18 protein-coding genes and 1 pseudogene are annotated in these 22893 nt (G+C 66.5%); 8 read left to right on the top strand and 11 right to left on the bottom strand.

Annotated elements, in window-relative coordinates; all coding sequences use genetic code 11:
* Window positions 1–202 precede the first annotated feature (202 nt).
* From OCW50_RS21800 to OCW50_RS21780, 5 genes are all read right to left on the bottom strand, one after another.
* Window positions 203–1870: an FAD-dependent oxidoreductase gene (locus tag OCW50_RS21800; RefSeq protein ID WP_262298929.1), complete on the bottom strand. Its 1668-nt coding sequence runs from the start codon at window positions 1868–1870 to the stop codon at window positions 203–205.
* Between the two features lies 1 nt (window position 1871).
* Window positions 1872–4088, bottom strand: coding sequence for an aldehyde oxidoreductase molybdenum-binding subunit PaoC (gene paoC / locus OCW50_RS21795; RefSeq protein ID WP_262298928.1), 2217 nt, complete (start codon window positions 4086–4088; stop codon window positions 1872–1874).
* Between the two features lie 3 nt (window positions 4089–4091).
* The gene (locus OCW50_RS21790) at window positions 4092–5042 is read right to left on the bottom strand and encodes an FAD binding domain-containing protein (RefSeq protein WP_262298927.1); all 951 of its coding nucleotides are present in this window, start codon (window positions 5040–5042) and stop codon (window positions 4092–4094) included.
* A complete protein-coding gene (paoA, locus tag OCW50_RS21785; protein ID WP_262298926.1) occupies window positions 5039–5683 on the bottom strand; it encodes an aldehyde dehydrogenase iron-sulfur subunit PaoA in 645 nt (214 codons plus the stop codon). The genes OCW50_RS21790 and paoA overlap by 4 nt, the downstream gene beginning before the upstream one ends.
* A gap of 101 nt (window positions 5684–5784) precedes the next feature.
* A complete protein-coding gene (locus OCW50_RS21780; protein WP_262298925.1) occupies window positions 5785–8541 on the bottom strand; it encodes an ATP-binding protein in 2757 nt (918 codons plus the stop codon).
* Window positions 8542–8936: 395 nt separating this feature from the next.
* On the opposite strand from OCW50_RS21780, the pseudogene OCW50_RS21775 reads away from it, so the two are divergent.
* The 4 genes and pseudogenes from OCW50_RS21775 to OCW50_RS21760 all read left to right on the top strand — a co-directional run.
* A pseudogene (locus OCW50_RS21775) lies at window positions 8937–9070 on the top strand (GFA family protein); the annotation flags it as partial.
* A 214-nt stretch (window positions 9071–9284) separates the two neighbouring features.
* On the top strand, window positions 9285–9689 hold the full coding sequence (locus OCW50_RS21770) for a cupredoxin domain-containing protein (protein WP_262298924.1): 405 nt from the start codon (window positions 9285–9287) through the stop codon (window positions 9687–9689).
* A 288-nt stretch (window positions 9690–9977) separates the two neighbouring features.
* Window positions 9978–10244 (top strand): hypothetical protein, encoded by a 267-nt coding sequence (locus OCW50_RS21765; protein WP_262272171.1) that lies wholly within the window; start codon window positions 9978–9980, stop codon window positions 10242–10244.
* 34 nt (window positions 10245–10278) lie between these two features.
* Window positions 10279–11115, top strand: coding sequence for an LssY C-terminal domain-containing protein (locus tag OCW50_RS21760; RefSeq protein ID WP_262298923.1), 837 nt, complete (start codon window positions 10279–10281; stop codon window positions 11113–11115).
* Between the two features lie 283 nt (window positions 11116–11398).
* On the opposite strand, the gene OCW50_RS21755 is transcribed toward OCW50_RS21760, so the two are convergent.
* The 6 genes from OCW50_RS21755 to OCW50_RS21730 all read right to left on the bottom strand — a co-directional run bounded on the left by OCW50_RS21755 (window position 11399) and on the right by OCW50_RS21730 (window position 18122).
* Window positions 11399–12244, bottom strand: a complete 846-nt coding sequence (locus tag OCW50_RS21755; protein WP_262298922.1) for a hypothetical protein — start codon at window positions 12242–12244, stop codon at window positions 11399–11401.
* Between the two features lie 204 nt (window positions 12245–12448).
* Window positions 12449–14044 (bottom strand): arylsulfatase, encoded by a 1596-nt coding sequence (locus OCW50_RS21750; protein ID WP_315974461.1) that lies wholly within the window; start codon window positions 14042–14044, stop codon window positions 12449–12451.
* A 57-nt stretch (window positions 14045–14101) separates the two neighbouring features.
* A complete protein-coding gene (locus tag OCW50_RS21745; protein ID WP_262298921.1) occupies window positions 14102–14752 on the bottom strand; it encodes a hypothetical protein in 651 nt (216 codons plus the stop codon).
* A gap of 199 nt (window positions 14753–14951) precedes the next feature.
* Window positions 14952–15320 (bottom strand): Ig-like domain-containing protein, encoded by a 369-nt coding sequence (locus OCW50_RS21740; protein WP_262271702.1) that lies wholly within the window; start codon window positions 15318–15320, stop codon window positions 14952–14954.
* A 115-nt stretch (window positions 15321–15435) separates the two neighbouring features.
* Complete coding sequence (locus OCW50_RS21735) at window positions 15436–17145, bottom strand: arylsulfatase (RefSeq protein ID WP_262298920.1); 1710 nt, start codon at window positions 17143–17145, stop codon at window positions 15436–15438.
* A gap of 53 nt (window positions 17146–17198) precedes the next feature.
* The gene (locus OCW50_RS21730; protein WP_262298963.1) at window positions 17199–18122 is read right to left on the bottom strand and encodes a formylglycine-generating enzyme family protein; all 924 of its coding nucleotides are present in this window, start codon (window positions 18120–18122) and stop codon (window positions 17199–17201) included.
* Between the two features lie 595 nt (window positions 18123–18717).
* Here OCW50_RS21730 and OCW50_RS21725 point away from each other — a divergent pair.
* From OCW50_RS21725 to OCW50_RS21710, 4 genes are all read left to right on the top strand, one after another.
* On the top strand, window positions 18718–20463 hold the full coding sequence (locus tag OCW50_RS21725) for a sensor histidine kinase (RefSeq protein WP_262298919.1): 1746 nt from the start codon (window positions 18718–18720) through the stop codon (window positions 20461–20463).
* Window positions 20464–20595: 132 nt separating this feature from the next.
* On the top strand, window positions 20596–21228 hold the full coding sequence (locus OCW50_RS21720; RefSeq protein WP_262298918.1) for a response regulator: 633 nt from the start codon (window positions 20596–20598) through the stop codon (window positions 21226–21228).
* A gap of 50 nt (window positions 21229–21278) precedes the next feature.
* The gene (locus OCW50_RS21715; RefSeq protein WP_262298917.1) at window positions 21279–22442 is read left to right on the top strand and encodes an AraC family transcriptional regulator; all 1164 of its coding nucleotides are present in this window, start codon (window positions 21279–21281) and stop codon (window positions 22440–22442) included.
* A 98-nt stretch (window positions 22443–22540) separates the two neighbouring features.
* Window positions 22541–22873, top strand: a complete 333-nt coding sequence (locus OCW50_RS21710; protein WP_262298916.1) for a hypothetical protein — start codon at window positions 22541–22543, stop codon at window positions 22871–22873.
* Window positions 22874–22893: the final 20 nt, after the last annotated feature.

Genomic DNA, 22893 nt, shown 5'->3' with positions numbered 1-22893 from the left:
CAGAACGGACCCGGCGGGCCGCGCCAGCGAAAACCGGATCCACTTTTCGCTGACGCGGCCCTCTGGGTCCGTCCGATGCTCTAGCGCATCATGCGGACGAAAGCGGGCCACTGACGTGGCCCTCTGGGTCCGCGTCGAACGATGCGACGCTTAAGGAAGTGAGCATCGGATCGATCCCGAAGGTGGGTCCATTTTTCACGTCCTATGCTCTAAGCCAGTGATGGATTTCGGCAAGGACCACGGCTCCTTCACCGACCGCTGCGGCCACACGCTTGACCGAGCCCGACCGGACGTCCCCGGCGGCGAAGATGCCCGGACGGCTGGTTCGGTAGCGGCCGGTCCCGTCGCCGCCCGATTCCCCGGTGAGGACGAAGCCATGGCGGTCGAGATCCACGCAGCCCTGCAGCCAGCCGGTGTTCGGCACGGCGCCAAGCATGAGAAACAGGTTCGAGGCGTCCGCCAGCCCCTCGGTCCCATCGCGGCACGACCATCGGACGCGGGTCAGGGTCAAGTCCCCGTCAAGCCTCGTCACCGTGGCTCCCGTGTGGATCGAGATGCGATCCGACGCTTCCAGCCGCCGGAGGAGATAGTCGGACATGGTGTCGGCCAGTGCGGAGCCCCGAACGAGCACATGCACGTGGCGCGCATGCGACGACAGGAATAGGGCTGCCTGACCGGCCGAGTTGCCGCCGCCCACCACGACGACGTCCGCGTCGCGGCAGAGCTTCGCCTCCATGCCCGTTGCCGCATGGTGGATCCCGCGCCCGTGGAATCTGTCGATGTCGTCGAGGTCAAGGGAGCGGTAGGTCGCGCCGACGGCCACGAGGACAGCGCGCGCCATGATGCGCTCGCCGCTGTTGAGGCGCAGCACGAAGGGGCAGCGCTCGCAGTCGATCGCCTCGATGCCGCGCGCGACGATCAGCCGGGCACCGAACTTTTGCGCCTGCACGAGCGCCTTGGCGGCGAGGGTCTGGCCCGAGAGGCCCAGCGGGAAGCCGGGATAGTTCTCGATGCGGGAGCTTGTGCCGGCTTGGCCGCCCGGACCCACCGTGTCGACCATGATGGTGTCGATCCCTTCCGAGGTCGCGCCGACCGCGGCGGCGAGTCCGGCCGGACCGGCGCCGATGATCGCGAGATCGTAGATGTGATCCCCGTCCACGGGTTCGGACACGCCCAGGATGTCGGACAGGCTCCTGTCGTCAGGATGGCGTAGGATCGCCCGAGTCCCAACGATCACGACCGGGAGATCGTCGGCATTGACGCCGGCGCTCACCATGAGCCGGCGCGCGTCGGAATCCCCGTCGGCGTCGATCTGCCGGTGCGGGCAGCCGTTGCGCGAGAGGAACCGGCCGATACGGAGAAACGCGGGATCAGCCCGGCTGCCGATCAGGATGGTGCCGCCGACCGCGTTCTGGATCATCCCCTGGCGGCGCAGGATCAGGGCCCGCCACAGGATATCGGCGATGTCGGGCTGCGCTTCGACCATGCTCCGGAAGCCGGACCGGTCGAAGGCCAGGGCCCTCACGGGTTGCGCAGCGCGCGCCGAGACGAGCGTCGCGCGCCCGCTCAGTTGATCGAACTCCCCGGTGAACTGACGATGGCCGTAGGTCACGACGATGGACGCTTCCTGATCAAGGCCGTCGTCCAGGATCTCGATAGCCCCCTCGAGGACGACGTGGAGATCGACTCCCCGCTCGCCCGACCGGTAGAGAAACGCCCCGGCCTCGAATGACCGCACCCGGCCATAAGGCCGCATGCGGTCGATCATCTCGCCGCCGAGGGTCGGGAAGACCTGCTCCTTCCGGTCGACGTAAACGTCCGGTCCGGCTTCTTCGCCGACCCAACCTCCGGTCTGCAGGACGCGTCCCATTTCACGAGACCGTGGGCAGGTGGTCGAGATGCCTGTCCAGCGTGATCGGATAGTCGCGCACCCGGACACCCGTAGCGTTATAGACCGCGTTGGCGACCGCGGCCGCCGCGCCGCACAGGCCGATCTCGCCGATTCCCTTCGCTTTCATGGGAGAAGAGACCGGGTCGGGGTAATCGAGGATGATCACCTCCTGGTGCGGGATGTCGGCATGGACAGGGACTTCGTAGCCACCGAGGTCGTGATTGATGAAGAGGCCGTAGCGCGGGTCGACCGCGAGCGCTTCCATGAGCGCGCCACCCACACCCATCGTCATGGCCCCGATGACCTGGCTCCGGGCCGTTAGAGGGTTCAGAACGCGTCCGGCATCGACGACCTGGAGCATGCGACGCATGCGGACCTCGCCGGTGAAACCGTCGACGCCCACCTCCGCGAACTGGCCCGCGAAGGTCGCCTGAACATAGGTCTTGTCCAGATCGCCATAGGCGATACCGTCCTGGCCGACGAGTGGACCGGCCCTGGCGGCTTCGGCGAGCGGAACGGAGCGCCCCCCGGCCGTCACCATGCCGCCGGAGAAGTCGACGTCGTTGCCGCGCATCCCGAAGGTCGTCGCCACCGCTTCTCGCAGCTTGACGCAGGCGGCGTAGAGGCCCGAGGTCGCGTTGTTGGCACCCCATTGGCCACCCGATCCCGCGGCCTTGGGGAAGGCGGAGTCGCCGAGCCTCACGGTCACGGCCTCGACGGGGACCCCCATCATTTCCGCAGCCGTCTGGGCAAGGATCGTGTAGCTGCCGGTCCCGATGTCGGTCATGTCCGTTTCGACCGTGAGCGTCCCGTCGGTCTCCAGCCGGATCCGCGCTGCCGAGGGCATCAGGAGGTTCAGCCGGATGCCGGCCGCGACCCCCATGCCGACCAGCCACTTGCCGTCGCGGACCGAACCCGGCTTGGGGTTGCGGCGGGACCACCCGAAACGTTCCGCGCCCGTCCTAAGGCACTCGACCAGGTGGCGTTCGGAAAATGTCCTGTTCGGGTCGCGCGGATCGGTCTGCGTGTCGTTCAGGATGCGCAGCTCGACGGGATCCATGCCGAGTTTCTCGGCGAGTTCGTCCATCGCCATCTCGAGCGCCATCAGCCCGGGCGCCTCGCCGGGCGCGCGCATGTCGTTGGCTTCGCCGAGGTCCAGCTCGGCCAGCGTCAAATACATGTCCCGGTTGGGAGCCGCATAGAGAAGCTTCGTCGGCGCGACCGCCGCCTCGGGGGCGCCGCCCGGGAGGTTGCCGCTGACGCCCACATGGCCGATGGCCGTGAGCCTGCCGTCGCGGCCTGCACCCAGACGGATCCGCTGGATCGTCGCGGAGCGGTGCGTGCCGTTGTTGATGATCAGCGGCCGCTGGAGAGTCACCTTCACGGGACGATCGAGTGCCTTCGCCGCATAGGCGGCCAGCAGGGCGTCGGCCCGCAGATAGAGCTTGCCGCCGAAGCCTCCGCCGATGAACGGGGACACGATCCGGACGTCAGGCTCCGGGAGGCCGAGGATCTTGGCCAGTCCCGTTCGGGTCCATCCCACCATCTGCGTGGACGTCCACACGGTCAGCTTGCCATCCTGCCAGGCGGCGATCGAGGCATGCGGCTCGATCATCGCATGGGTCTGGTGAGGTGTCGTGTAGCTCGCGTCGACCTGAACCGGCGCCGCCGCGAAGGCGGCATCGAAGTCGCCGAGGCGGTCATAGATCTTGGCGTCCTCACCTTCGTTGATGTCGACCGCCGGTTTCGCGGCCGCGGCTTCGGCGGCAAGGTCGAACCTCCCTGCCGACTTGTCGTAGCGCACGTCGACCAGTTGCGCGGCGGCCCGGGCCTGCTCGAACGTCTCGGCGACCACGAGCGCCACCGCCTGGTGGTAGTGGGAGATCTCGTCGCCGCCGAAGAGGTTCGCGGCTTGCCGCGCCGGAGGCTCGGCAGGCTTGTAGTCGAGCGTGGTGATGATCCCGACCACGCCCGGCGCGGCTTTCGCGGCGGCCGTGTCGATGCCGGTGACGCGCCCCTTGGCGATGGAAGAGCCGACCACGTATCCGTAAGCCTGCCTCGGAGCCACGTCGTGGCGTTCATACGCGTAGGGGGCGGTTCCCGTGACCTTCAGCGGGCCGTCGACGCGGGATGTGGCGCGGCCCACCGCAATCTGGCGGTCGATGGGGTTCGGGCCGGCTGGAGATGTGAAATCCATGGCTCACCGCCTCCCTTCGTCGATCACCAGCGCCAGCGTCCGCTCGGCCAGTGCGATCTTGAACCGGTTGTCGTTTGTCGGCCTCGCATCCTGGAAGGCCCGGTCCGTCACGGCCGATGGCCCCTGCGGCAGGAGCGCTTCCGCCTCCTGCACGCGCCAGGGCTTCGGCGCGACGCTCCCGAACGCGACGCGGCCGCTGCCGTCCTTTTGCAGCACGGCTGCGACCGAGACGATCGCGAAGGCGTAGGAGGCCCGGTCGCGGACCTTGTGATAATGGTGCGTCCCGCCGAGCGGCGGCGGCAGCTTCACCCCGGTGATCAACTCCCCGTTGCCGAGGGCGAAATCGCGCTCCGGCGTGTCGCCGGGCAGGCGGTGAAACTCGGAAATCGGGAGGGTATGCGTGCGGCCGGAAGGACCGAGCACCTCTATGTCGGCGTCGAGCAGGCGGAGCGCCACGGCCATGTCGCCGGGGTTCTGGGCGATGCAGTTGTCGCTCGTGCCGATCACCGCGAGGGAACGCGAGACACCCTCCAGGGCGGCGCAGCCCGAACCAGGGCGGCGCTTGTTGCAGGGCATGTCGGTGTTGTAGAAATAGGGGCAGCGGTTGCGCTGGAGCAGGTTGCCGCCGGTGGTCGCCTTGTTGCGCAACTGCCCCGTGGCCCCGGCCACGATGGCGCGCGACAGGACGCCATAGTCGCGCTTGACCCGCGGGTGCGAGGCGAGGTCGGTGTTGGTGACGAGCGCGCCGATCCGGAGTCCGCCGTCCTGCGTGTCTTCGATCGTCGTGAAGGGTAGGCCGCGGACGTCGACGAGGTGGGTCGGCGCGTCAATCTGGAGCTTCATGAGGTCCAGGAGGTTCGTGCCGCCAGCGATGAAGCGTGCGCCGGGTGTCGAGGTCACCGCCTGCACGGCCTCTGCCGGGCTCTTGGCCCGTTCGTAGGTGAAGGGCTTCATTCGATCGCTCCACTGGCTTCGCTGACGGCTTCGGCGATGTTCGAATAGGCCCCGCAGCGGCAGATGTTGCCGCTCATCCTCTCGCGCAGTTCGGCGTTGTCGAGCTTCATCGGCGCCGTCAAGTCGGCGGTCACGTGGCTCGGTACGCCCTTATTCACTTCGGCCGCGAGGGCGACAGCCGAGCAGATCTGGCCGGATGTGCAGTAGCCGCACTGGTAGGCGTCATGCTTGATGAAGGCCGCCTGCATCGGGTGGAGCTTGTCGGGCGTCCCGAGGCCTTCGATCGTGGTGACGTTGTCGCTCTGGTGCATGACGGCAAGGCTGAGGCAGGAATTGATGCGCGTGCCGTTGACATGCACGGTGCAGGCCCCGCAATGACCGTGATCGCAACCCTTCTTCGTCCCGGTCAGCCGCAAATGTTCCCGCAGCGCATCCAGCAGAGTTGTCCGAAGGTCCAATGTCAGCTCATGGCTGCGCCCGTTCACCTGCAGGGCGACGGTCATTTGGGGTGCGGCTCCGGCCGCGGACCCGGGCGTCGCCGCCTGGGCGGCCCTCGCCCGGGGAGCCGAGGCCGTCACGACCGTGGTCAGGGCGCCGGCCGCGAATTCGCGGCGCGAGAGGTCGAGGTCTGGGGTGTTCATGGGCTGCTCCGCGCTGCACGATCCCGATCGGGTCAGTTTAGGGAGCCAAGGTCTCAACGCATGTAAAACGGTGAAAAACCGAGCAAATCCGGCAGTGATGTCTACAGCTCGGCCAGGAGCGCGCGGGCTCTCGCGAGATCCTCCGTGTCGGAGCCGTCGTCGTACTCGGCGAGGACGGGCTCGACCAGGTCGCGGGCTTCATCGATCGCGCCGTTGTCCCGCAGGAGCCTTCCGATGTCGACGACGATCCGGATCCCCCAGGAACGGCAACCGATCTCGACGGTGTTCAGGAGAGCCTCCCGAAGCAGGGTAAGAGCCTCGTCGTCGAGGCCGTCCGACCGCAGAACCGCGGCCTTCATGCGAAGGAATTCCGGCCTGATCCACTTCTGGGCGCCCATGTCCAACACGAAGTCGATGACCTCGCGTGCCTTCCCGTATTCGCAAGCCGCCAGCATCGCCTCGGTGAGGGTGGCGTAATAGCTGTGGTTTCCGATCTGGTTCATCCCGGTCCGAAGCTCGTCGAAGCAAGACTGCAACTCGGCCACAGGCGGAGACGGACCCGCGGCGGCTGCGACGGAGGCGGTGTACAGGCGCGCGAGGGGCAGCCACCCCGCCGCGCCCGACCGGTAGACTGCGCGGGTCAGCATCCCGCAACAGGCGGCCGCCTCCTCGTAAGCGCCACATCTCATGTAGGTGAAGATTGCCCCGTGAGCGAGGCAATGGATGAGAGTCAGGTCGTGATGCGCCCCGCTCGCCACGCTCACGACGTCGCGGGTCAGTGCCAGGGCCTGGCCCGGGCGGCCCATCAGCCAGTGCATCGCGCCAAGATGGACCTGCGCCTTGATGCGCTGATGGATGAGGCCTTGAGGAATCTCCGGGTTTTCGAAGCCTGGCATAACCTCCAACAGACGTTCCAGCCGGGAGCACGCCGACGGGAAGTCACATTGCAGAGTTTCCCATTCGGAGAGATGCTTTTCCACCTCCCATTGGGCCGCTCGATCGTTGGCCCGGATCGCCGCCTGCCGCATCGCCTCGAGCGTGTCGGGAGCATCGCTGTCGTAGCCCGGCAAAAGCTGGTAGAGCGCAAGGGCTCCCAGGATACGGCACTCCGATTTGACATCGCCGAGATCGCGAGCGAGCCGGAGGGCGTCGTCGAACAAGTGCGCAGCCTTGTCCGGGTCGGCGGACAGGTAGGTGTTCGCCGACGCCAGGGCGACCATGATGGCGAGTTGCAGTCTGCGGTCGGTGCCGCCCTGGCGGTCGAACTCGACCAACGCCCGCTCGCAGTTTCGCCGGCTTTCCTCGGCCTGCGAGAGTTCCTGCCAGAGGGGCAGCCCGGCCGCGACGAGCTGAACCCCCAGAAGCGGATCGTTCCCCCGGTTGAGGGTCCACTCGATCGCTCTGCGGAGATCGTCGGATCGCGCGCCGTAGACGGCCCGCCACCGGCGGTTGTTGAGCGCGAGCAGATCCGTCTCCGCCCGTCGGAGCACGTCCAAGAGAAGGTTCGCATATCGGGCGGAGACCTCGGCGAGCTCGCCATGACTCTCGAGCAGGTTTGCCGCGAAGGCCCGGGTGCTGTCCAGCAGCCGGTAGCGGAGCTCTCCCGATGCCTCGTCCACGCTGAACACCGACTTGAGACGCAGGCCCGAGACGGCATCGGCCGCTGCCGCCGGGCCAAGGGCGCCGCCAGACACGATCCTGACCTCGTCCGCGCCGAATGTGCCGGCAAACACGGAGGCGGCTCGCAGCATCGCGGCCTCGTCCTCCGTGAGGAGCGCATAGCTCCACTCAAGCGTCATCAGCATCGTCTGGTGACGCAGAGGACCTCCGCCCGCCGACCGGCGCAAGGTCTTGAACCGGTCGTCGAGTTCCGCGAGGACCTCCTCCGGGCTCCGTCCGGCCAACCGGGGAGCCACAAGCTCGATCGCCAGCGGCGACCCGTCGAGTCTCCGGCAAATCTCGCCGAGGACGCCGGCATGGTGATCGTTCAGCAGGAGTTCCGCCTTGTCCCTGGCCCTCGCCGCCAGGAGCCTCGGCGCCGCGTAGCGCAGGACCTCCGCGATGCCAAGCCCCGGCTCGTCGGGCGGGACGGGCAGGGGCTCCAGCCATATCACCTTCTCGCCGCGGGCGCGCAGCACCTGACGCGACGTCGCGAGGATCCGAACCTCCGGAGCGCCCGCCAGGATAACGTTGGAGATGTGGGCGACGGCCCCGAGAACGTGCTCGCAGGTGTCCAGCACGAGAAGGATCTTCTGTCCGGCCAAGATGGACACGAGCGATTGCAGGCTGTCGCTGCCGTCGGCCCGGATCCCGAGCGCGACGGCCAGGGAGGCCGTGACGAACTCGTCGCTCGCTACCCGGGCAAGGTCGACGAAGGTCACGGCGCCGCGCCCGTCATCCTCGAAGAGCTGCGCGGCCGCCACCGCGACCGTCGTCTTGCCGATCCCACCGGGGCCGGCGATCGTGGTCAGGCGATTGGCGGCGAGCGAGGCGCGGATCGCCGCGATCTCGTCTTCGCGCCCGATCAACATCGCCAGATCGGGCAGAGACGCGCCCGAGGACGCGATCTGCGCGGTCGCCCGCCCGGCTTCGTCGTCGTCGCGCAACCAATAGCCGCGGCCCACGACATTGCCGATGTAGTCAACGGACGGCGCGTGTTCCCGGAGGGCGCGGCGCAGAGCCGCGACGGTGACCTTCAGGTTGCCGTCGTGCACGGTCAGGTTCGGCCAGACCTTCGCGACGAGCACGTCCTTGGGGACGAGACTCCCCTTGCTTCTCGCAAGCTCGATCAGGATGTCCATCGACCGGCCGCCCAGGTGCACGGGGTCGTTGCCGCAGGTGAGCTTGCGCCGCGGCACGTCGAGCCGGAACGGCCCGAACCAAGTGACCTTTTCGTCCGCCGAGACTGCGCCGATGATCGTGTCCCTCTCTGCCTGGAGGCATCGTGCGGAAAAGTGAACTCGGTTTTCGCTTGCGCGGCCCGCTGGGTCCGCGCCGAACGATGCGCCGCTTCAGGAATTGAGCATCGGACCCAAAAGTAGACCCACCTTTGGGTCCGATGCTCTAACGGGAGCCTACATTCAAAACCAGGGTCGTTCCACCCCCGGGGAGAGGGGCGGAGACCCGCGGGCATGGCTCTTCTTTGCGACGTTTTACGCCGCTCAACAGGCTCGTCCGCGCCTTCCGGCATGGGCTTGAGGCGCTACCGGCCGCCAGGGTCGGCTCCAGATCGAGCGGTGGCCACGCCCAAGAAATACACGGGCGCTGCGTCTGCGGGTCGATCCGGTTCGAATTCGACACAGACCCCAATTCGTGGCGGTCTGCCACTGCCTGGATTGCAGGAAGGCCTCAGGTGGGGAGGCGGCCACCCTCTTCGGTGTTCCGGAAGCGGCTGACCCGAGCTCGTCGGCTCTGCGTGCTTCGTCTCGGGCAGTGAATGGGTGGACGCGTCAGCGCGGATAGGCCGCTTCGCCTTCGAGCGGCGAGAAGGTGGAGCCCCATGGCCAAGTCGTCTCAAGGGATTGACGGCCTTGTGCGGGCCAGCACCGGGACAATCCTGCTCATATGGTACGGTGAGGCGGGGCTCTGATGGGAGGCACTCATGAAGACCTCGCTGATCATCACCACGGCGGTGATTTGCCTCTGCGGGAGCGCGCCGGCCGCGACCCGCTCCTCCGCGGGATCGCAGGCTAAGCCGGTCAATATTGTCCTCTCGGACTTCGCGTTCACGCCACAGAACCTGCACTTGCACCACGGCCAGGCCTACCAAATTCGTCTCGTGAACCGAGGCTCCGGGGGCCACAACCTCGCGGCACCGGAATTCTTCGCTGCCACTCAGGTAAGCCCGGGCGACGCGGCAACTCTCGTGGGCGGCAGGATTGAGGTTGGCAAGGGAGAGAGCCGCACGGTGAGCCTCATCCCGGTGACGGTGGGACGCTACAGGATGAGTTGCACGCATTTCCTGCATGCCGGCTTCGGAATGACCGGGACCATTACCGTCGACTGAGTTCGTCCAGGTGTGCCGTCTATGATCGGCGGCATGGACATCGCGCCGGGCTCCCGGGTGGCTGCCACAGGTCCACTGGCCGGGCAGGTTCGAAGCCCTTGGGCCGATGTCCTGTCGCCTCATCGCGAATGCTTACGCTCCCGACGTTTCAGGGTCTTCCTCTGGCACTTTCAGGGTTTATCCCAGTTGGTTCCGGCGGCCGAAGGGGCTATCCTGCCCAAGGGCTTGGACGCATCGGACCGGCGGCATTCCACGAGGGGCTGGCATTCCGCTTCGGGGTTCATCGCAATGCGCTGTTATCTAGGACTCCCCACCCTGTGTGCGTTGATCGCCGTAACGCCGGTTCTGGCGCAGGACAGCAATCGGCCGTTCACGCCCTCGGGCGAGGTTCGGATCCCGTCCGGGTCGGAGATCGATCGGATGCTCGACAGCAAGACCGTGCCACCGCCGGACAAGGAATTCTCGGCCGACGATGCCAAGGCCATCCAGCAGATGGACCAAAGGGCCAAGCGCATCGATCAGGAGGTCAAGCAGGGCATCTGCACGGATTGTTGATCCCTGCGCAATCGGTCGCGACGGAAACGGGATCATGCGATTTCTGAGCCGCCTTCTGCAACGCCTCGTCATCCTTGCGCTGGGCGTCTTCTCCGTCTGGCTGATCGTCTTCGTCGTCTTCGATACCGCGGACCAACGGCTGCCATGGATCCTGGCCGTGGGCGTCACCTACGCGATCGCCGCCTATGGGGTTCTTCCGTGGATCATTCGCATGGGCCTCAAGCTCCTCCACCGGAAGCGGGTGCCCAGCTTCACCACGACGGGCGACGGACTGCCGGGCGATCCCGTCAACGTGGCGCTCGTGGGGACTCTCGCCCAGCTTCGCGCGGCTTTTGCGGCTCTGGGCTGGTCGGAGGCCGACCGACTGGGCTTGGCCAGTTCCTGGGGCATGATCCGGGCCTTCGTGTTCAACGCGCCCTATCCCACGGCCCCATTCAGCACCCTCTATCTGTTCGGGCGGGGCCAGGACGTCGGATTTCAGAAGGCGATCGACAACTCTCCCCGGAAGCGTCACCACATTCGGTTCTGGTCCTTGGGCCTCGCGCAAGCCGAGACCACCTGGGCCGGGGGATCCGCGGGCTTCTGGCTCAATACCGATCGCCCACCGGACGACGAACGGGTCCTCTGGGTCGGGGCGGGCACGAAAGACACGGGTCTGTCCCTGACCCGGCTCACGTTTCAGATCACCCACGCCACGGACTCGGACACGAATGTCGAACGCGACTTCATCATCGCCGCGTTGGAGACCATCGGGTCGATCGCAGACGTGAAGGTGTATCAGGCGGGCCAATGCATGGCCACTGGGCACGTCAACCACTACACGTCCGACGGGAGAGTGACATTGGCGAGCCTGGTGGTTCCGGCCCATTGATCCGGAATCCGTTGCTCCGAAGCCATGGTCCTTGAAACGACGCCCGGACCGGACGCCGATGGCTGCCACCGGCCCTTGCTGTCGAAGGGACGATGAAGCTCCGGTTCAGGATGTCGACGGCCCTTGCCACCGCGAGGGCGACGGTCGGCGCAAGAGCCGGAGCGCGAAGGCGATGCCGTGCGTGCGCTAGAGCATCGGACGGACCCGGAGGGTCACGTCCGAGGCTCTGTGTGCCAGCCAGAGCCGGGGGGAGCGGTCAACCCAAGGCTCGAACACGGTCCGTTCAGTAGCAAGGCCCATAGGGATAGTAGCCGCACAGGCCATCGTCGCTGTAGCCAAGGTCAGGGTAGGCCGCCTCGGCGGCTCCCAGGGCGGTCCCGGCGGCAACGCCCGCCGCCGTGGCGCCCGCTCCGTACCAGGCGCCCCGATAGACTGGAGCATGCCAGTAGGTGCCGCGCACGACGTTGACGTCGCCGACCCGCACGGAGCCGAAGCGGTCACCGCCGAAGCGATCGAAATCGCCACCGCGGAAGCCGCCGAAGCGATCGAAGCCGCCGCCGCGGAACCCGCCGCCGGCGAACCCGCCGCCAGCGAATCCGCCACGGAAGCCGCCGCCGAAGCCGCCACCGAAGTGATCGATGAACAGGGCAGCCGGCCCGCTCGCGCCGTCCAAGTTGCCTTCCAGCACCGCCACGTCGAAGGTGAGGTTGCCGCCCTCGAGCTTGGGCGATTTCAGGGTCACCACGGCGTCGCTCACCTTCGAGCCGTCGCCGCCCAGGACGGACACGGTGGCGTTGGGCGGATCCTTGGCAAAGTTGTTCTTGCCTTCGTCCCATTGCATGATGAACTGCTGGGTCATGACGTGACCGGCCGCCCGCACCGGGCGATCGGCGAACACGATCGAACTCGGCGACACGCCCGTCAGGGTCAGCTTGGTTCCCTCGAGCTTTGCGCCCGCCGCGTTGAGCACGGCGAGCGAGGGCACCGGGCCGGTGGGCGTGACCCGGCCGATGGCCTTCCTGATCGGCCCTTGCGGGTTGGCCGGCGCGTCCTGGGACAGCGCAACGCTCGGCGCGAGCACGAGGCCGACGAAGAGGATGAGATCGGAGGCACGATGCTTCACGGACATGGTTCATCTCCTTGACTGGAATCTCCGTCGACCGATAAGCCGGTCCGACGGGACTTTTGCGGCGTCCTTGTCTGGCGCATCGTTCGGGGCTGACCCGAAGGACCACGCAAGTGAAAACCGGATCCACTTTTCGCTCACGCGGCCCTCTGGGTCCGCACGATGCGCTAGAGCCTCGGACGCGGCCCTCCGGGTCCGTCCGATGCCCTAGTTGCTGGATGGTGGGAGCCTGAGCTTCTCCATGGCCTGCTCGACCGAGAAGGACCCGGGTCGCTGGCGGGGTGGAAACTGCTGGAAGCTCGCCAGATGCTGGCCGACGATCGCCTGGGCCGGGACCACCACGAAGGCATGTTCGATGAACCATCTGACGTAGTCGCCGGATTCGTTCTGGGCCCGCTCGAAAGGATCGGAGCGCAGGTTGAACAGCATCGGCAGGCGCAGTTCGATCATCGGCTGCGCCCACACATCGAGCCCATGTGCCTTCTGCTCCAGGAACACGGCCTTCCATTGGTCGTAGCGAAGGCCGGCCAGGTTGCCGTCGTCGGTCCAGTAGAAGAACTCGCGGCGCTTGCTCGGCCCCTTGCGGCCGAGCAGGTCGCGCTGGTCGTAGCCGTCCAGGTGAACCTTGAAGGTCTTGCCCGCCGCATCGTAGCCTTGCAGCAGCTTGCTGTTGATGTCCGGCTCGCCCGCCGCGGCGACCAGGGTCGTCGTCCAATCCTCGGCGGACACGATGTCGTTGATCTCGGTCCGAGCCGGCACCTGGCCGGGCCATCGCACGATGGCCGGGACGCGATAGCCGCCCTCCCAGTTGGTGTTCTTCTCGCCGCGGAACGGGGTGGTGCCGCCGTCAGGCCATGTGAAAACCTCGGCCCCGTTGTCCGTGGTGTAGATCACGATGGTGTTGTCGGCGATGCCGAGGTCATCGAGCTTCTTCAGAACCTGCCCGACCTGCCCGTCGTGCTCCGCCATGCCGTCCGGATAGATCCCGAGCCCGGTCTTGCCTTCCGACTCGGGCTTGAGCCGGGTCCAGATGTGCATGCGGCTCGGGTTGAGCCACACGAAGAAAGGCTTCCGGTCCCGGTTCGCCCGGTCGATGAAGTCGAGTGACGCATTGAGGAATTCCTCGTCGATCGTCTCCATGCGCTTCTTGGTCAGAGGGCCGGTGTCCTCGCAGGTCTGCTTGCCCCACGGGCCGAAGCGGGGATCGCTGCCGGGCGTGTCCGTGGCGGTGGCACGGCAGCGCAACACGCCGCGCGGCCCGAACATCGCCCTGAAGGCGGGGTCCTTGGGATAATCCGCATGCTCGGGCTCATCCTCGGCATTGAGGTGGTAGAGGTTGCCGAAGAACTCGTCGAAGCCGTGCACCGTCGGCAGGAACTCGTTGCGGTCGCCGAGATGGTTCTTGCCGAACTGACCTGTTGCGTAGCCCTGCGGCTTGAGCAGTTCGGCAATCGTCGGGTCCTTGTCCGACAGGCCCTCCTTGGCGGCCGGCAGTCCCACCTTCAGGAGCCCGGTCCGCAAAGGGCTCTGACCGGTGATGAACGCCGCACGCCCGGCCGTGCAGGATTGCTGTCCATAATAATCGGTGAAGATCGCGCCTTCGTTGGCGATGCGGTCGATGTTGGGCGTGCGGTAGCCCATCATGCCGCGGTTGTAGGCGCTGATGTTCCAGTAGCCGATGTCGTCGGCCATGATGACGAGGATGTTGGGCTTCTGCTGCTGCGCCGCCGCCGGCACACTGAATGCCATCACGGAGGCGAACAAGGCGCCAAGGCCGATCCCGGCTGTTCCATTGGCTTTCATGTTTCAGGTCCTCTCACGTTCGGTGGCTCTCCGCGTCCTGCACCGGCGCAAGATCCCTCACTCGTTGCCGCAGGGCGAGTAAGGGTAGTAGCCGCACACATTCGGGATCACGGCCGAGTTCTCGGCCGCATAGGCCGCACTATAATTGGAGACCCCCGACCGCCCGTACCAGGCGCCATGATAGGCAGGGGCGTGCCAGTAGCGGCCAAAATCGTCGATGAACAGGGCCGCCGGCCCGCTCGCGCCGTCCAAGTTGCCTTCCAGCACCGCCACGTCGAAGGTGAGGTTGCCGCCCTCGAGCTTGGGCGATTTCAGGGTCACCACGGCATCGCTCACCTTCGAGCCGTCGCCGCCCAGGACGGACACGGTGGCGTTGGGCGGATCAACGGCAAAGCTGTTCTTGCCTTCGTCCCATTGCATGATGAACTGCTGGGTCATGACGTGACCGGCCGCCCGCACCGGGCGATCGGCGAACACGATCGAGCTCGGCGATACGCCCGTCAGGGTCAGCTTGGTTCCCTCGAGCTTTGCGCCCGCCGCGTTGAGCACGGCGAGCGAGGGCACCGGGCCGGTGGGCGTGACCCGGCCGATGGCCTTCCTGATCGGCACTTGCGGGTGGGCCGGCGCGTCCTGCGCGCGGGCGCCGATGGTCATCGTGCAGAGGCCCCCGGTGACCAGGATAAGACAGGCGAAGTGCTTGCTGAACATGGCGCGGACTCCCTTTCGACTGACCGGCTGTCGCCGGGTTCGCTCGCACCGGACCGACGTCATCGATGCGAGCGTCTGGAGACGGGGCGCCGAGATCCCAGGAACCGAGATCCCAGGAACCGAGATCCCTGGAACCGAGATCCCTGGAACCCGGCGCTCTCCATCTCGTGTGTGCGAGCAGCTCACGGGCTGTTCGCCGCTACTTCACGGTCACCCTGTAGCTGAGCACGGAGGTGCCGGGCTTCTCGTCGATGCTCTGCCCTTTCGCCGTGATCGCGAAGGCATCGGGGCCGCTGTAGCCCGGAGCGGGCGTGTAGGTCCAGGTGTCCTTGTCGACCATGGTCAGAGTGCCGTGCTGCGGACGCTGGCTGATCTCGGAACTGGTCAGCGTGCCCTGAGGGGTGATGTCGGACATGCAGCCCTGTCCGGCCTGCACGTCGAAGGCGCCTTCCATATTGGCTCCCATGATGGCCCGATTGCCCGCGATGACGCACATGCTCTGGGCCGATGCCGGGCCGGCAAACAGCAACGCCAATGGGAGTGCTACGATCGAAACCGACTTCATCATGACAGTCTCCTCTCGATGATCCTCTGCGATCGAGGTCTGCCCCTGCACCGGTTCTTGTTGTTGGATTGGGGTGGCGGGCACCAGGTTCGAAGGGTGCCCGCCGATCTCGCATGGCTCACTGGCTCGGATGCGTGGCGGCGTTCCTGAGCTCAGTCATGACCTGATCCAGGTTGTAGCTCGCCGGATCCTGGAGCGGAGGGAACTCCTTGTAGGATTCCAGCTCCCTCAGCCACAGCGCCTGTCCGATGGGCAGCAGGTTCCAGTCGTAGACCCAGGCCGTGGCCGGCGCGGCGAGCGCGCCCGCCATCCAGAAATTCGCCTTCTTCCACTCGCCCATGCCGGTTTCGAACGGATCGCGCTTGAGGTTGACCATGCCGGCCGCGAATTGGGTCTGAACGCCCGGGACGTTGAAGCCCAGCGCGGTTTCGGGCGCGATCGCGAAATACATCTTCCAGTTCTTGTATCTCACCGCCGACGGATGGCTGCTGGCATAGTAGAAGAACGTGTCGCGCGCCGACTTGTCAGAGCGGCCGCTCAGGTAGTCGGTCTGATCCACCCCATCGAGCTTGGTCTTGACGATGCCCGGATAGGTGCCGGCCATGATGCGCTTGTTCAGCCCGTCGCCCTTGTCCCCGCCGGCGATGTTGACCAGCGTGGGTAGCCAGTCGAGGGACGCGAAGATGCCGTCCTTGATCGTGCCGGGCCGGATGACGCCAGGCCAGCGCATGAGCGCCGGAGCACGCATGCCGCCTTCCCAGGTGGTCATCTTCGAGCCCTTGAACGGGGTGGTGCCGCCGTCAGGGAAGGTGAAGGTCTCGGCGCCGTTGTCGGTGGTGAACACGATGACGGTATTGTCGAGTTGCCCCATCTCCTCGAGCTTCTTCAGCACATAGCCGATGTTGTCGTCCATCTGCTTCATGCCGGCTTCGTTGACGCCCCAGTCCTTGCCGCCCGGCTCGCCCACCATCGCCATGTACTTGTCCGACAGCACGGTGGTGATGTGCATGCGCGCCGGGTTGTACCAGACGAAGAACGGCTTGTTGGTCTTTTTCGGGTCGTTGCGGTCGAGGAAGTCGATGACCTTGGCCGAGATCTCCTCGTCGACCGTCTTCGAGCGCTCCAGCGTCAGCGGGCCCTCGTCCCGGCATGTCTGATTGCCGGAGGTCCCGTCCGACGACCGGCACGAGATCACCGGCCGAGGAGGCGTCAGGCACGGGGTGGTTCGTGGATCGACGGCCGCGGGATCCTGGGCCAGCCCGGGGATCGGCGTGTTGCGGCAGGCCGGCGCCACTGTCTGCTCGGTCGGCGTCTTGTTGATGTCGGGGAAGCTCACGCCCTGCATGGCGTCGAGGTGATAGAGGTAGCCCCAGAACTCCTGGAACCCGTGCGCGGTCGGCAGCGCGTCGGTGTGATCGCCGAGGTGGTTCTTGCCGAACTCGCCCGTGGTGTAGCCGAGATCGTACAGGAACTTGGCCAGCGCCGGCGTGCCGGGCCGCAGATAGGACGGGCTGCCGGGCAGTTGCGGCGGGATCATGCCGGTCCGGAGCGGATTCATGCCGGTGAAGAAGGCGTTGCGCCCCGCCGTGCAGCTCTGCTCGGCGTAGTAGGTCATGAACTTGGCGCCTTCCCGCCCGATCCGGTCGATGTTGGGGGTCTCGCCCACCATCAGCCCCTGGTGGTAGATGCCCGGCTGCATCCAGCCGATGTCGTCGCCCATGATGAACAGGATGTTGGGCTTCTGCTGCGGCGCCTGCGCGGTGGCCGGGCCCGCAATGGCAGCAGCGACCAGAGCCGTCGCCCCGACCAGGGCGGATCTTGCCCGCATGCGCCGGGCTCGGCGTCGTTCGTCAACAGCGCGTGAGGACGCATGATCACTGTTCATGGGGCTCTCCTCTCTCTGATGATGCAGCGGAATCCGACATGGCTCGTCGAGGTGTCGACCGGCTGCGGATGGCGCGCTGCCGGACGGTAGCGGCGACAGTAGTTGGGCGCACACAGATGCGAGCCGCCCTTCAGCACCCGGCGCGGGATCTTGATTCCGGGCTCGCAGGGAGCGTAGCTCTCGACCTCACGGGCGCCGCGCGGGTTCTCGGGAATGCAGCAGGCCTTCGGGGCATCGGCCGGATGCTTCGGCGCGTAGATGTCGCTCGTCCATTCCCAGACATTGCCGATCATGTCGTAAAGGCCATAGGCATTGGGCGGATAGGCATCGACCGGCGAGGTGCGTTCGTAGCCATCCTCGCGCGTGTTCTGGAACGGGAAGGCACCCTGCCAGGTGTTGGCCATCTGCCGGCCGCCCGGAGTGAACTCGTCGCCCCAGGCAAACTCCGCCTGGTCCAGTCCACCGCGGGCCGCAAACTCCCACTCGGCCTCGGTCGGCAGGTCCTTGCCGGCCCAATGCGCATACGCCAGGGCATCGGCGTAGGCGACGTGCACGACCGGATGATCGTCCAGCTCCTTGATCGACGAGCCCGGACCATAGGGACGCCGCCAGTTCACTCGGGGCCTGAACGCCCACCATTGGCTGAAGTGACGCAGATCGACCGGATAGTCCGACGGACTGAAGACCAGCGAGCCGGCGAAGAGCATGTGGGGCAGGGCAGCGGGATAATCTTTGGGGTCGGGCGTGATCTCCGCGACCGTCACGTGCCCCGTGGCGCGGACGAAGTCGCGGAACTGGCGGTTGGTGACCGGGGTACGGTCGATCCAGAACGGATCGACCGTGACGCGGTGGACCGGGGCCTCTTCGGGATAGTGACGGTCTGATCCCATGCGGAACGTGCCGCCGGGGATCCGGACCATACCGCTGTCGTCGGGCAGAATGCCGATGGTCTTATCCGTCCGCTCGACCAAGTCCGCGCTGGTCATGGCATCGGTCCTCGCAAAGATGTGCGCTGCCAGCCCGACGAGCTGGCGGAAAGGCCCTGAGCCTTCCTGGAAGCCTGTGTCGCGGACGGATTGGCGGAGCCTCCTTGACCCAGCGGGCTATCCTTTCGCCGCGCGCGTTATCCGATGTCCGAGAGAGCAACCGCAGTAACCGCTGGTTCCGTCTGCTATTGCGGGATTGTCGTCCTGTTCGTGGCCGTGGGTCTATTAGGGTCGACCCTGAAAGTGACGGAGGCAGACCCTGATTTGGGACCGCTGACATCTTCTGCCGGCACCGAGAGCATTGTTCGGTGAAGTGGATCCGGTTCACCGTCCGAAGATGCGGCGAGGCCAAGACGAGCGATGATTCCATGTGAGTGGAAACCGCTCTAGCCGGGAGGGGACGACCTTCCCATCCTCGTGAATCCCGGTCGACTCGGGCGGCCTCAGGGTTTACCATACGTGACCGGACGAGGGCCCCGTCGCGATCCCCGGTCCCGTTGCGTTGCCCCTGCGGCCGGAGACCGCCAGCATGAGCAATGGCACCGTCCCGGTGGTTGCGCGGTCCCTCTCGGGCCTGCCGCTCCGTCTGCGGCGGCGGATCGCGTTGACCTTCATGGTCGTCACCGTGGCGGCTTGCCTCGTCGCTGCGGCGCTGTTGCTCTCCCGTGCGGCCGAGGAGCGCCACGCGATCGAACATCGCGCCCTGGAGGCTGCCAAGGCGCTCTCCTTCGGCTTCGATCAGGAGGTGGCTGCGGTCAACTACCTGCTGAAGGGGCTGTCGAAGTCTCCGGCACTCCTCTCGGGCGACACCAAGGCCTTTTACGATCAGCTCAAGATCACGCCGGTTCCGGAAGGCTCCTGGCTGGTCCTGAACGACCTCGAGCGGCAGGTTGCCAATACCCTGCGCCCGTTCGGATCACCGTTGCCGCGACATGTGGACTTCCCGAACTACCAGGAGCAGCTCGACCGGATCCGGGAGCGCAGGTGGTCCGTGTCCGGGCGGATGCTAGCCCCGTTGAAGGGCCAAATCGTCGTGGCCCTCAGCCTCCGGCTCGATGATCCGGACGGTCGGATGAACGGCCATCTGACCATTACCCTGACGGAAGCGCGCCTGGGCACGATCCTGGACGACCAGGCGCTGCCGGCTGGCTGGGTGAAGGGGCTCTACGACCGCAAGCTCCAGCCGATCGTGGCCGACCGGGACGGTCACAAAGGGTCCGACCTGCCGGTCCCCGCGACCCTGGCCACGCGCCTCGCCGATGCGGGTCCGGCGAGCACGATCACGGGAACCGTCGAGGCCACCGATGATCGTGGGGTTCCGGTTCTCGTCACCTTCCGCCGTTCGGGGGCGACCAACTGGACGAGTGTGGTCACGGTGCCGCTGGCCGATCTCAATGCTCCCGTCACGGGGGCCCTGCGGCGGATGGCCGGACCGGCGGCCCTTCTCCTGCTTGCCGGAGGGATTGCCGCCTGGTTCACCGCCCGCCAGGTCGAGCAGCCGCTCCGGGTCCTGTCCGACCAGGTCACGGGAGCGAGGAAACAGGTCAACGAATTGTCCGGGCAACTGCTTGCCCTTCAGGAAGAGGAACGGAAGCGCATCGCGCGTGAGCTGCATGACTCGACGGCGCAGCACCTCGTGGCGGCGAACCTTGGGTTGGCGGGCCTCGAGGCACAGGTCCAGGAGAACCCCTCCGGCCGCAAGGCACTGGCCGAGGTGGAGAGCCTGCTGACGGAGGCGCTGCGCGAGTTGCGCATCTTCACCTATCTGCTGCATCCGCCCAACCTGACGAAGGACGGCCTCCAGACCACGTTGCGGGACTTCGCCGAAGGCTTTGCAGGCCGAACGGGACTGGTTGCCCGCATCCGGATTCCCGAGGAGGTCGATGACTTGCCGCCAGAGCTCCAGCGCACGATCCTGCGCGTGGTGCAGGAGGCCCTCACCAACGTGCACCGGCACGCCGGGGCCTCGCAGGTATCGGTGGATGCCAAGATCAGGTCCGGACGGCTCGTGGTCCGCATCCGCGACAACGGGCACGGCATGGCAGGCCCGAACGGCGCCGAGGGCCGCATCCGGCTCGGCGTCGGCGTGACGGGCATGCGCGCTCGCCTGGAGCAGTTTGGCGGTGACCTGAGGATTACGACCGGCCCAGGCGGCACGTCGGTCGTTGCCGTCGTTCCGAGGACAGTGACGGGACGGGCGCTGACTCAGGCAGGCCGCCTGCTGAGGCCATGGACGTCCGACATGACGGAGGCCGACGGCAAGACCCTCGGGTGAAGTTTCAGGGTCTGCCTCCGGCAAATTCAGGGTTTTGCACAGGTGGGCCCCGCTGCCAGGAGGTGTATCCTGCCATGGCACTCAGGGACACCGAATCGGCCGCTACCCTGGGGCGCGGGAGGAACTCTCGCGATGACACGCATCCTGATCGCCGACGATCATGACGTGGTCCGCTCCGGCGTGCGGACCATCCTGGAGGGGCATGAAGGCTGGGAGGTGGTCGGCGAGGCCCGAAATGGCAAGGATGCCATCGATCAGGCTCAGGCGACACGTCCCGATATCGTCATCCTCGACTACGGCCTTCCGCTGGTGAACGGGGTCGAGGCCACCCGCCAGATCCGGGCGCGCGTGCCCGGTGTCGAAGTGCTGATCTTCACCATGCATGATACCGACAGTCTCGTGCGCGACGTGCTGGAGGCGGGCGCCCGCGGGTTCCTGCTCAAATCCGACGCCAAGCAGTTTCTGGTCTCGGCGGTGGAGAGTCTGGCGGCCCACAAGCCGTTCTTTACCGGCAAGGTGTCGGAGACCCTGCTCGAGACCTACCTGGCGAAGGGATGCACACACGAGTCGGCGTTGACCTCCCGTGAGAAGGCGGTGGTGCAACTGATCGCCGAGGGAAAGACGAACAAGCAGATCGCCGACATTCTCAGCATCAGCACAAAGACCGTCGAGACCCACCGCGCACTGGCGTTGCGCAAGCTCAACCTCGACACGACCGCCGCCCTGATCCGCTACGCCATTCGCAACAAGCTCGTGGAGGGCTGATCATGACCTTTGATCGTTCCAACTCGGGCGGCCGAAGGCGGCCCCCGCCCATGGAACAGCCATCCGACCTGACGCTGCAACGACCGATCGGCAGAGGCGTTGTCCGCGTCGGCGTCGCGAAGGAGATCGTCCCTGTTCTCGGTGAAATGGGGGTGGATACGGACATCGTGTTCCGTAAGGCCGGTCTCGACGCGCGGCTTTTCGGGGACCAGGACAACGTCATCCCATACGCCGCCCTGGGCCGGGTGCTTACGGCGTGCGTCATGCACACCGAGTGCCTGCACTTCGGTCTTCTTCTCGGGCAGAGGGGCGCGATCTCCTCGCTCGGGCCGGTCGGCGGTCTCCTGCAACACTCGCCGACCGTCGGCGAGGCCTTGTCGGCTCTGATCAGGCACAGTCATCTCCATGACCGGGGCGCCGCTACGACCCTCTTCGTCGATGGGGATGTGGCGGTCCTGGGATATGCGATCTACGAGCCGGACGTGGAGAGCCCCGGGCAGATCTCAGATGGGGTCATGGCCGTTGCGACCAACGTCATGCGCCGGCTGTGCGGTCCCGATTGGGCACCGGACGAAGTGCTGTTGTCTCAGCACCAGGCCGTCGATCCGGCACCCTACCGGCGGTTCTTCCAGGCCCCCGTGCGCTTCGGCCAGGAGGCTGCCGCCCTCGTATTCCCGACGCATTGGCTCGATCACCGCATCGCGGACGCCGACCCGGTCTTCCGCAAGGTTTTCGAGGACCGGATCCGGGAACTCGAGGCTGCCGCGGAGGGCGATTGGAAGGAAAGCCTGCGCCGGGTGTTGCGGACGGAGATCCTGGCGAACCGGTGCTCGGCCGCGACGGTCGCGGACCGCTTTGCCGTGCACCGCCGCACGCTGAGCCGCCACCTCCAGGCTGAGGGCGCGCGCTTCCAGCGGCTCGTTGACGAGACACGGTTCGAGATCGCACGCCAGCTCCTGACCCAGACGAAAATCCCTCTGAGCCAGGTGGCGGCAGCCCTCGGCTATTCCGAGGCGAGCGCCTTCACGCGGGCGTTCCGACGCTGGACGGGGCAAGCTCCGGCGGCTTGGCGTGAGGAACATGCTCCGCCCCGAACGGGCAATCCCACTCCGCAATCCCGCAGGCCGGAGAAGCCGCGCGTGAGCGAGGCCCAAGCCCCGGCCTGGACTCCACCCTCGATGGGATCGTGCGCTGCAAGAGCCGGGCCGCCATGAGAGGCCATTCCGGCGGAGGGCCGGCACGGACGGCCTCGACCGATTTGGCTTCAGCAATGAATTCTTCAAAGACGCATCCATGGTGAGGAGGACAGCGCATGAAGTGCACATCTGCTCTCATTGCTCTTGCGGCTATCGCGTTCGTGATCATTCCCGTGCAGGCCGAGGCGCAACCGCGCGTGCAGCGGGTCGGGCTGAGCGGGCCCCTTGTCCTGAGAGTGAGGCCAAGCAGCTCCTTCGGCCGGCTCCCGCTCTATCTCGTCGGTTCAACCTATGAACCGAGGAATCCGTTCGATCCGATCGAACTTGCGCCTCCGCTCGGCCCTTCCGCCAACAACATCGCGATCACTCTGCCGATATCGTCCGCGTCGTGTCGGTTCACGCGGATCAACGGCACCCTGTTCGCCAGTCCCGGCTGCTTGGGCCAGTAACGTCGGACGGGCCTTCGTCC

The organism is Microvirga sesbaniae, from assembly GCF_025460805.1.
Lineage (GTDB): Bacteria > Pseudomonadota > Alphaproteobacteria > Rhizobiales > Beijerinckiaceae > Microvirga > Microvirga sesbaniae.
Note: the sequence above shows the minus strand (reverse complement) of the source record. Positions and strands in the feature narration are given on the sequence as shown.

Bases quoted from the DNA above. Each gene is read 5' to 3' on its own strand.
- OCW50_RS21790 (WP_262298927.1), bottom strand. From the start codon at position 5,042: ATGAAGCCCTTCACCTACGAACGGGCCAAGAGCCCGGCAGAGGCCGTG.
- OCW50_RS21740 (WP_262271702.1), bottom strand. From the start codon at position 15,320: ATGATGAAGTCGGTTTCGATCGTAGCACTCCCATTGGCGTTGCTGTTT.
- OCW50_RS21725 (WP_262298919.1), top strand. From the start codon at position 18,718: ATGAGCAATGGCACCGTCCCGGTGGTTGCGCGGTCCCTCTCGGGCCTG.
- OCW50_RS21770 (WP_262298924.1), top strand. From the start codon at position 9,285: ATGAAGACCTCGCTGATCATCACCACGGCGGTGATTTGCCTCTGCGGG.
- OCW50_RS21710 (WP_262298916.1), top strand. From the start codon at position 22,541: ATGAAGTGCACATCTGCTCTCATTGCTCTTGCGGCTATCGCGTTCGTG.
- paoA (WP_262298926.1), bottom strand. From the start codon at position 5,683: ATGAACACCCCAGACCTCGACCTCTCGCGCCGCGAATTCGCGGCCGGC.
- OCW50_RS21730 (WP_262298963.1), bottom strand. From the start codon at position 18,122: ATGGTCCGGATCCCCGGCGGCACGTTCCGCATGGGATCAGACCGTCAC.
- OCW50_RS21745 (WP_262298921.1), bottom strand. From the start codon at position 14,752: ATGTTCAGCAAGCACTTCGCCTGTCTTATCCTGGTCACCGGGGGCCTC.
- OCW50_RS21800 (WP_262298929.1), bottom strand. From the start codon at position 1,870: ATGGGACGCGTCCTGCAGACCGGAGGTTGGGTCGGCGAAGAAGCCGGA.
- OCW50_RS21720 (WP_262298918.1), top strand. From the start codon at position 20,596: ATGACACGCATCCTGATCGCCGACGATCATGACGTGGTCCGCTCCGGC.
- paoC (WP_262298928.1), bottom strand. From the start codon at position 4,088: ATGGATTTCACATCTCCAGCCGGCCCGAACCCCATCGACCGCCAGATT.
- OCW50_RS21715 (WP_262298917.1), top strand. From the start codon at position 21,279: ATGGAACAGCCATCCGACCTGACGCTGCAACGACCGATCGGCAGAGGC.
- OCW50_RS21755 (WP_262298922.1), bottom strand. From the start codon at position 12,244: ATGTCCGTGAAGCATCGTGCCTCCGATCTCATCCTCTTCGTCGGCCTC.
- OCW50_RS21735 (WP_262298920.1), bottom strand. From the start codon at position 17,145: ATGCGGGCAAGATCCGCCCTGGTCGGGGCGACGGCTCTGGTCGCTGCT.
- OCW50_RS21760 (WP_262298923.1), top strand. From the start codon at position 10,279: ATGCGATTTCTGAGCCGCCTTCTGCAACGCCTCGTCATCCTTGCGCTG.
- OCW50_RS21750 (WP_315974461.1), bottom strand. From the start codon at position 14,044: ATGAAAGCCAATGGAACAGCCGGGATCGGCCTTGGCGCCTTGTTCGCC.
- OCW50_RS21765 (WP_262272171.1), top strand. From the start codon at position 9,978: ATGCGCTGTTATCTAGGACTCCCCACCCTGTGTGCGTTGATCGCCGTA.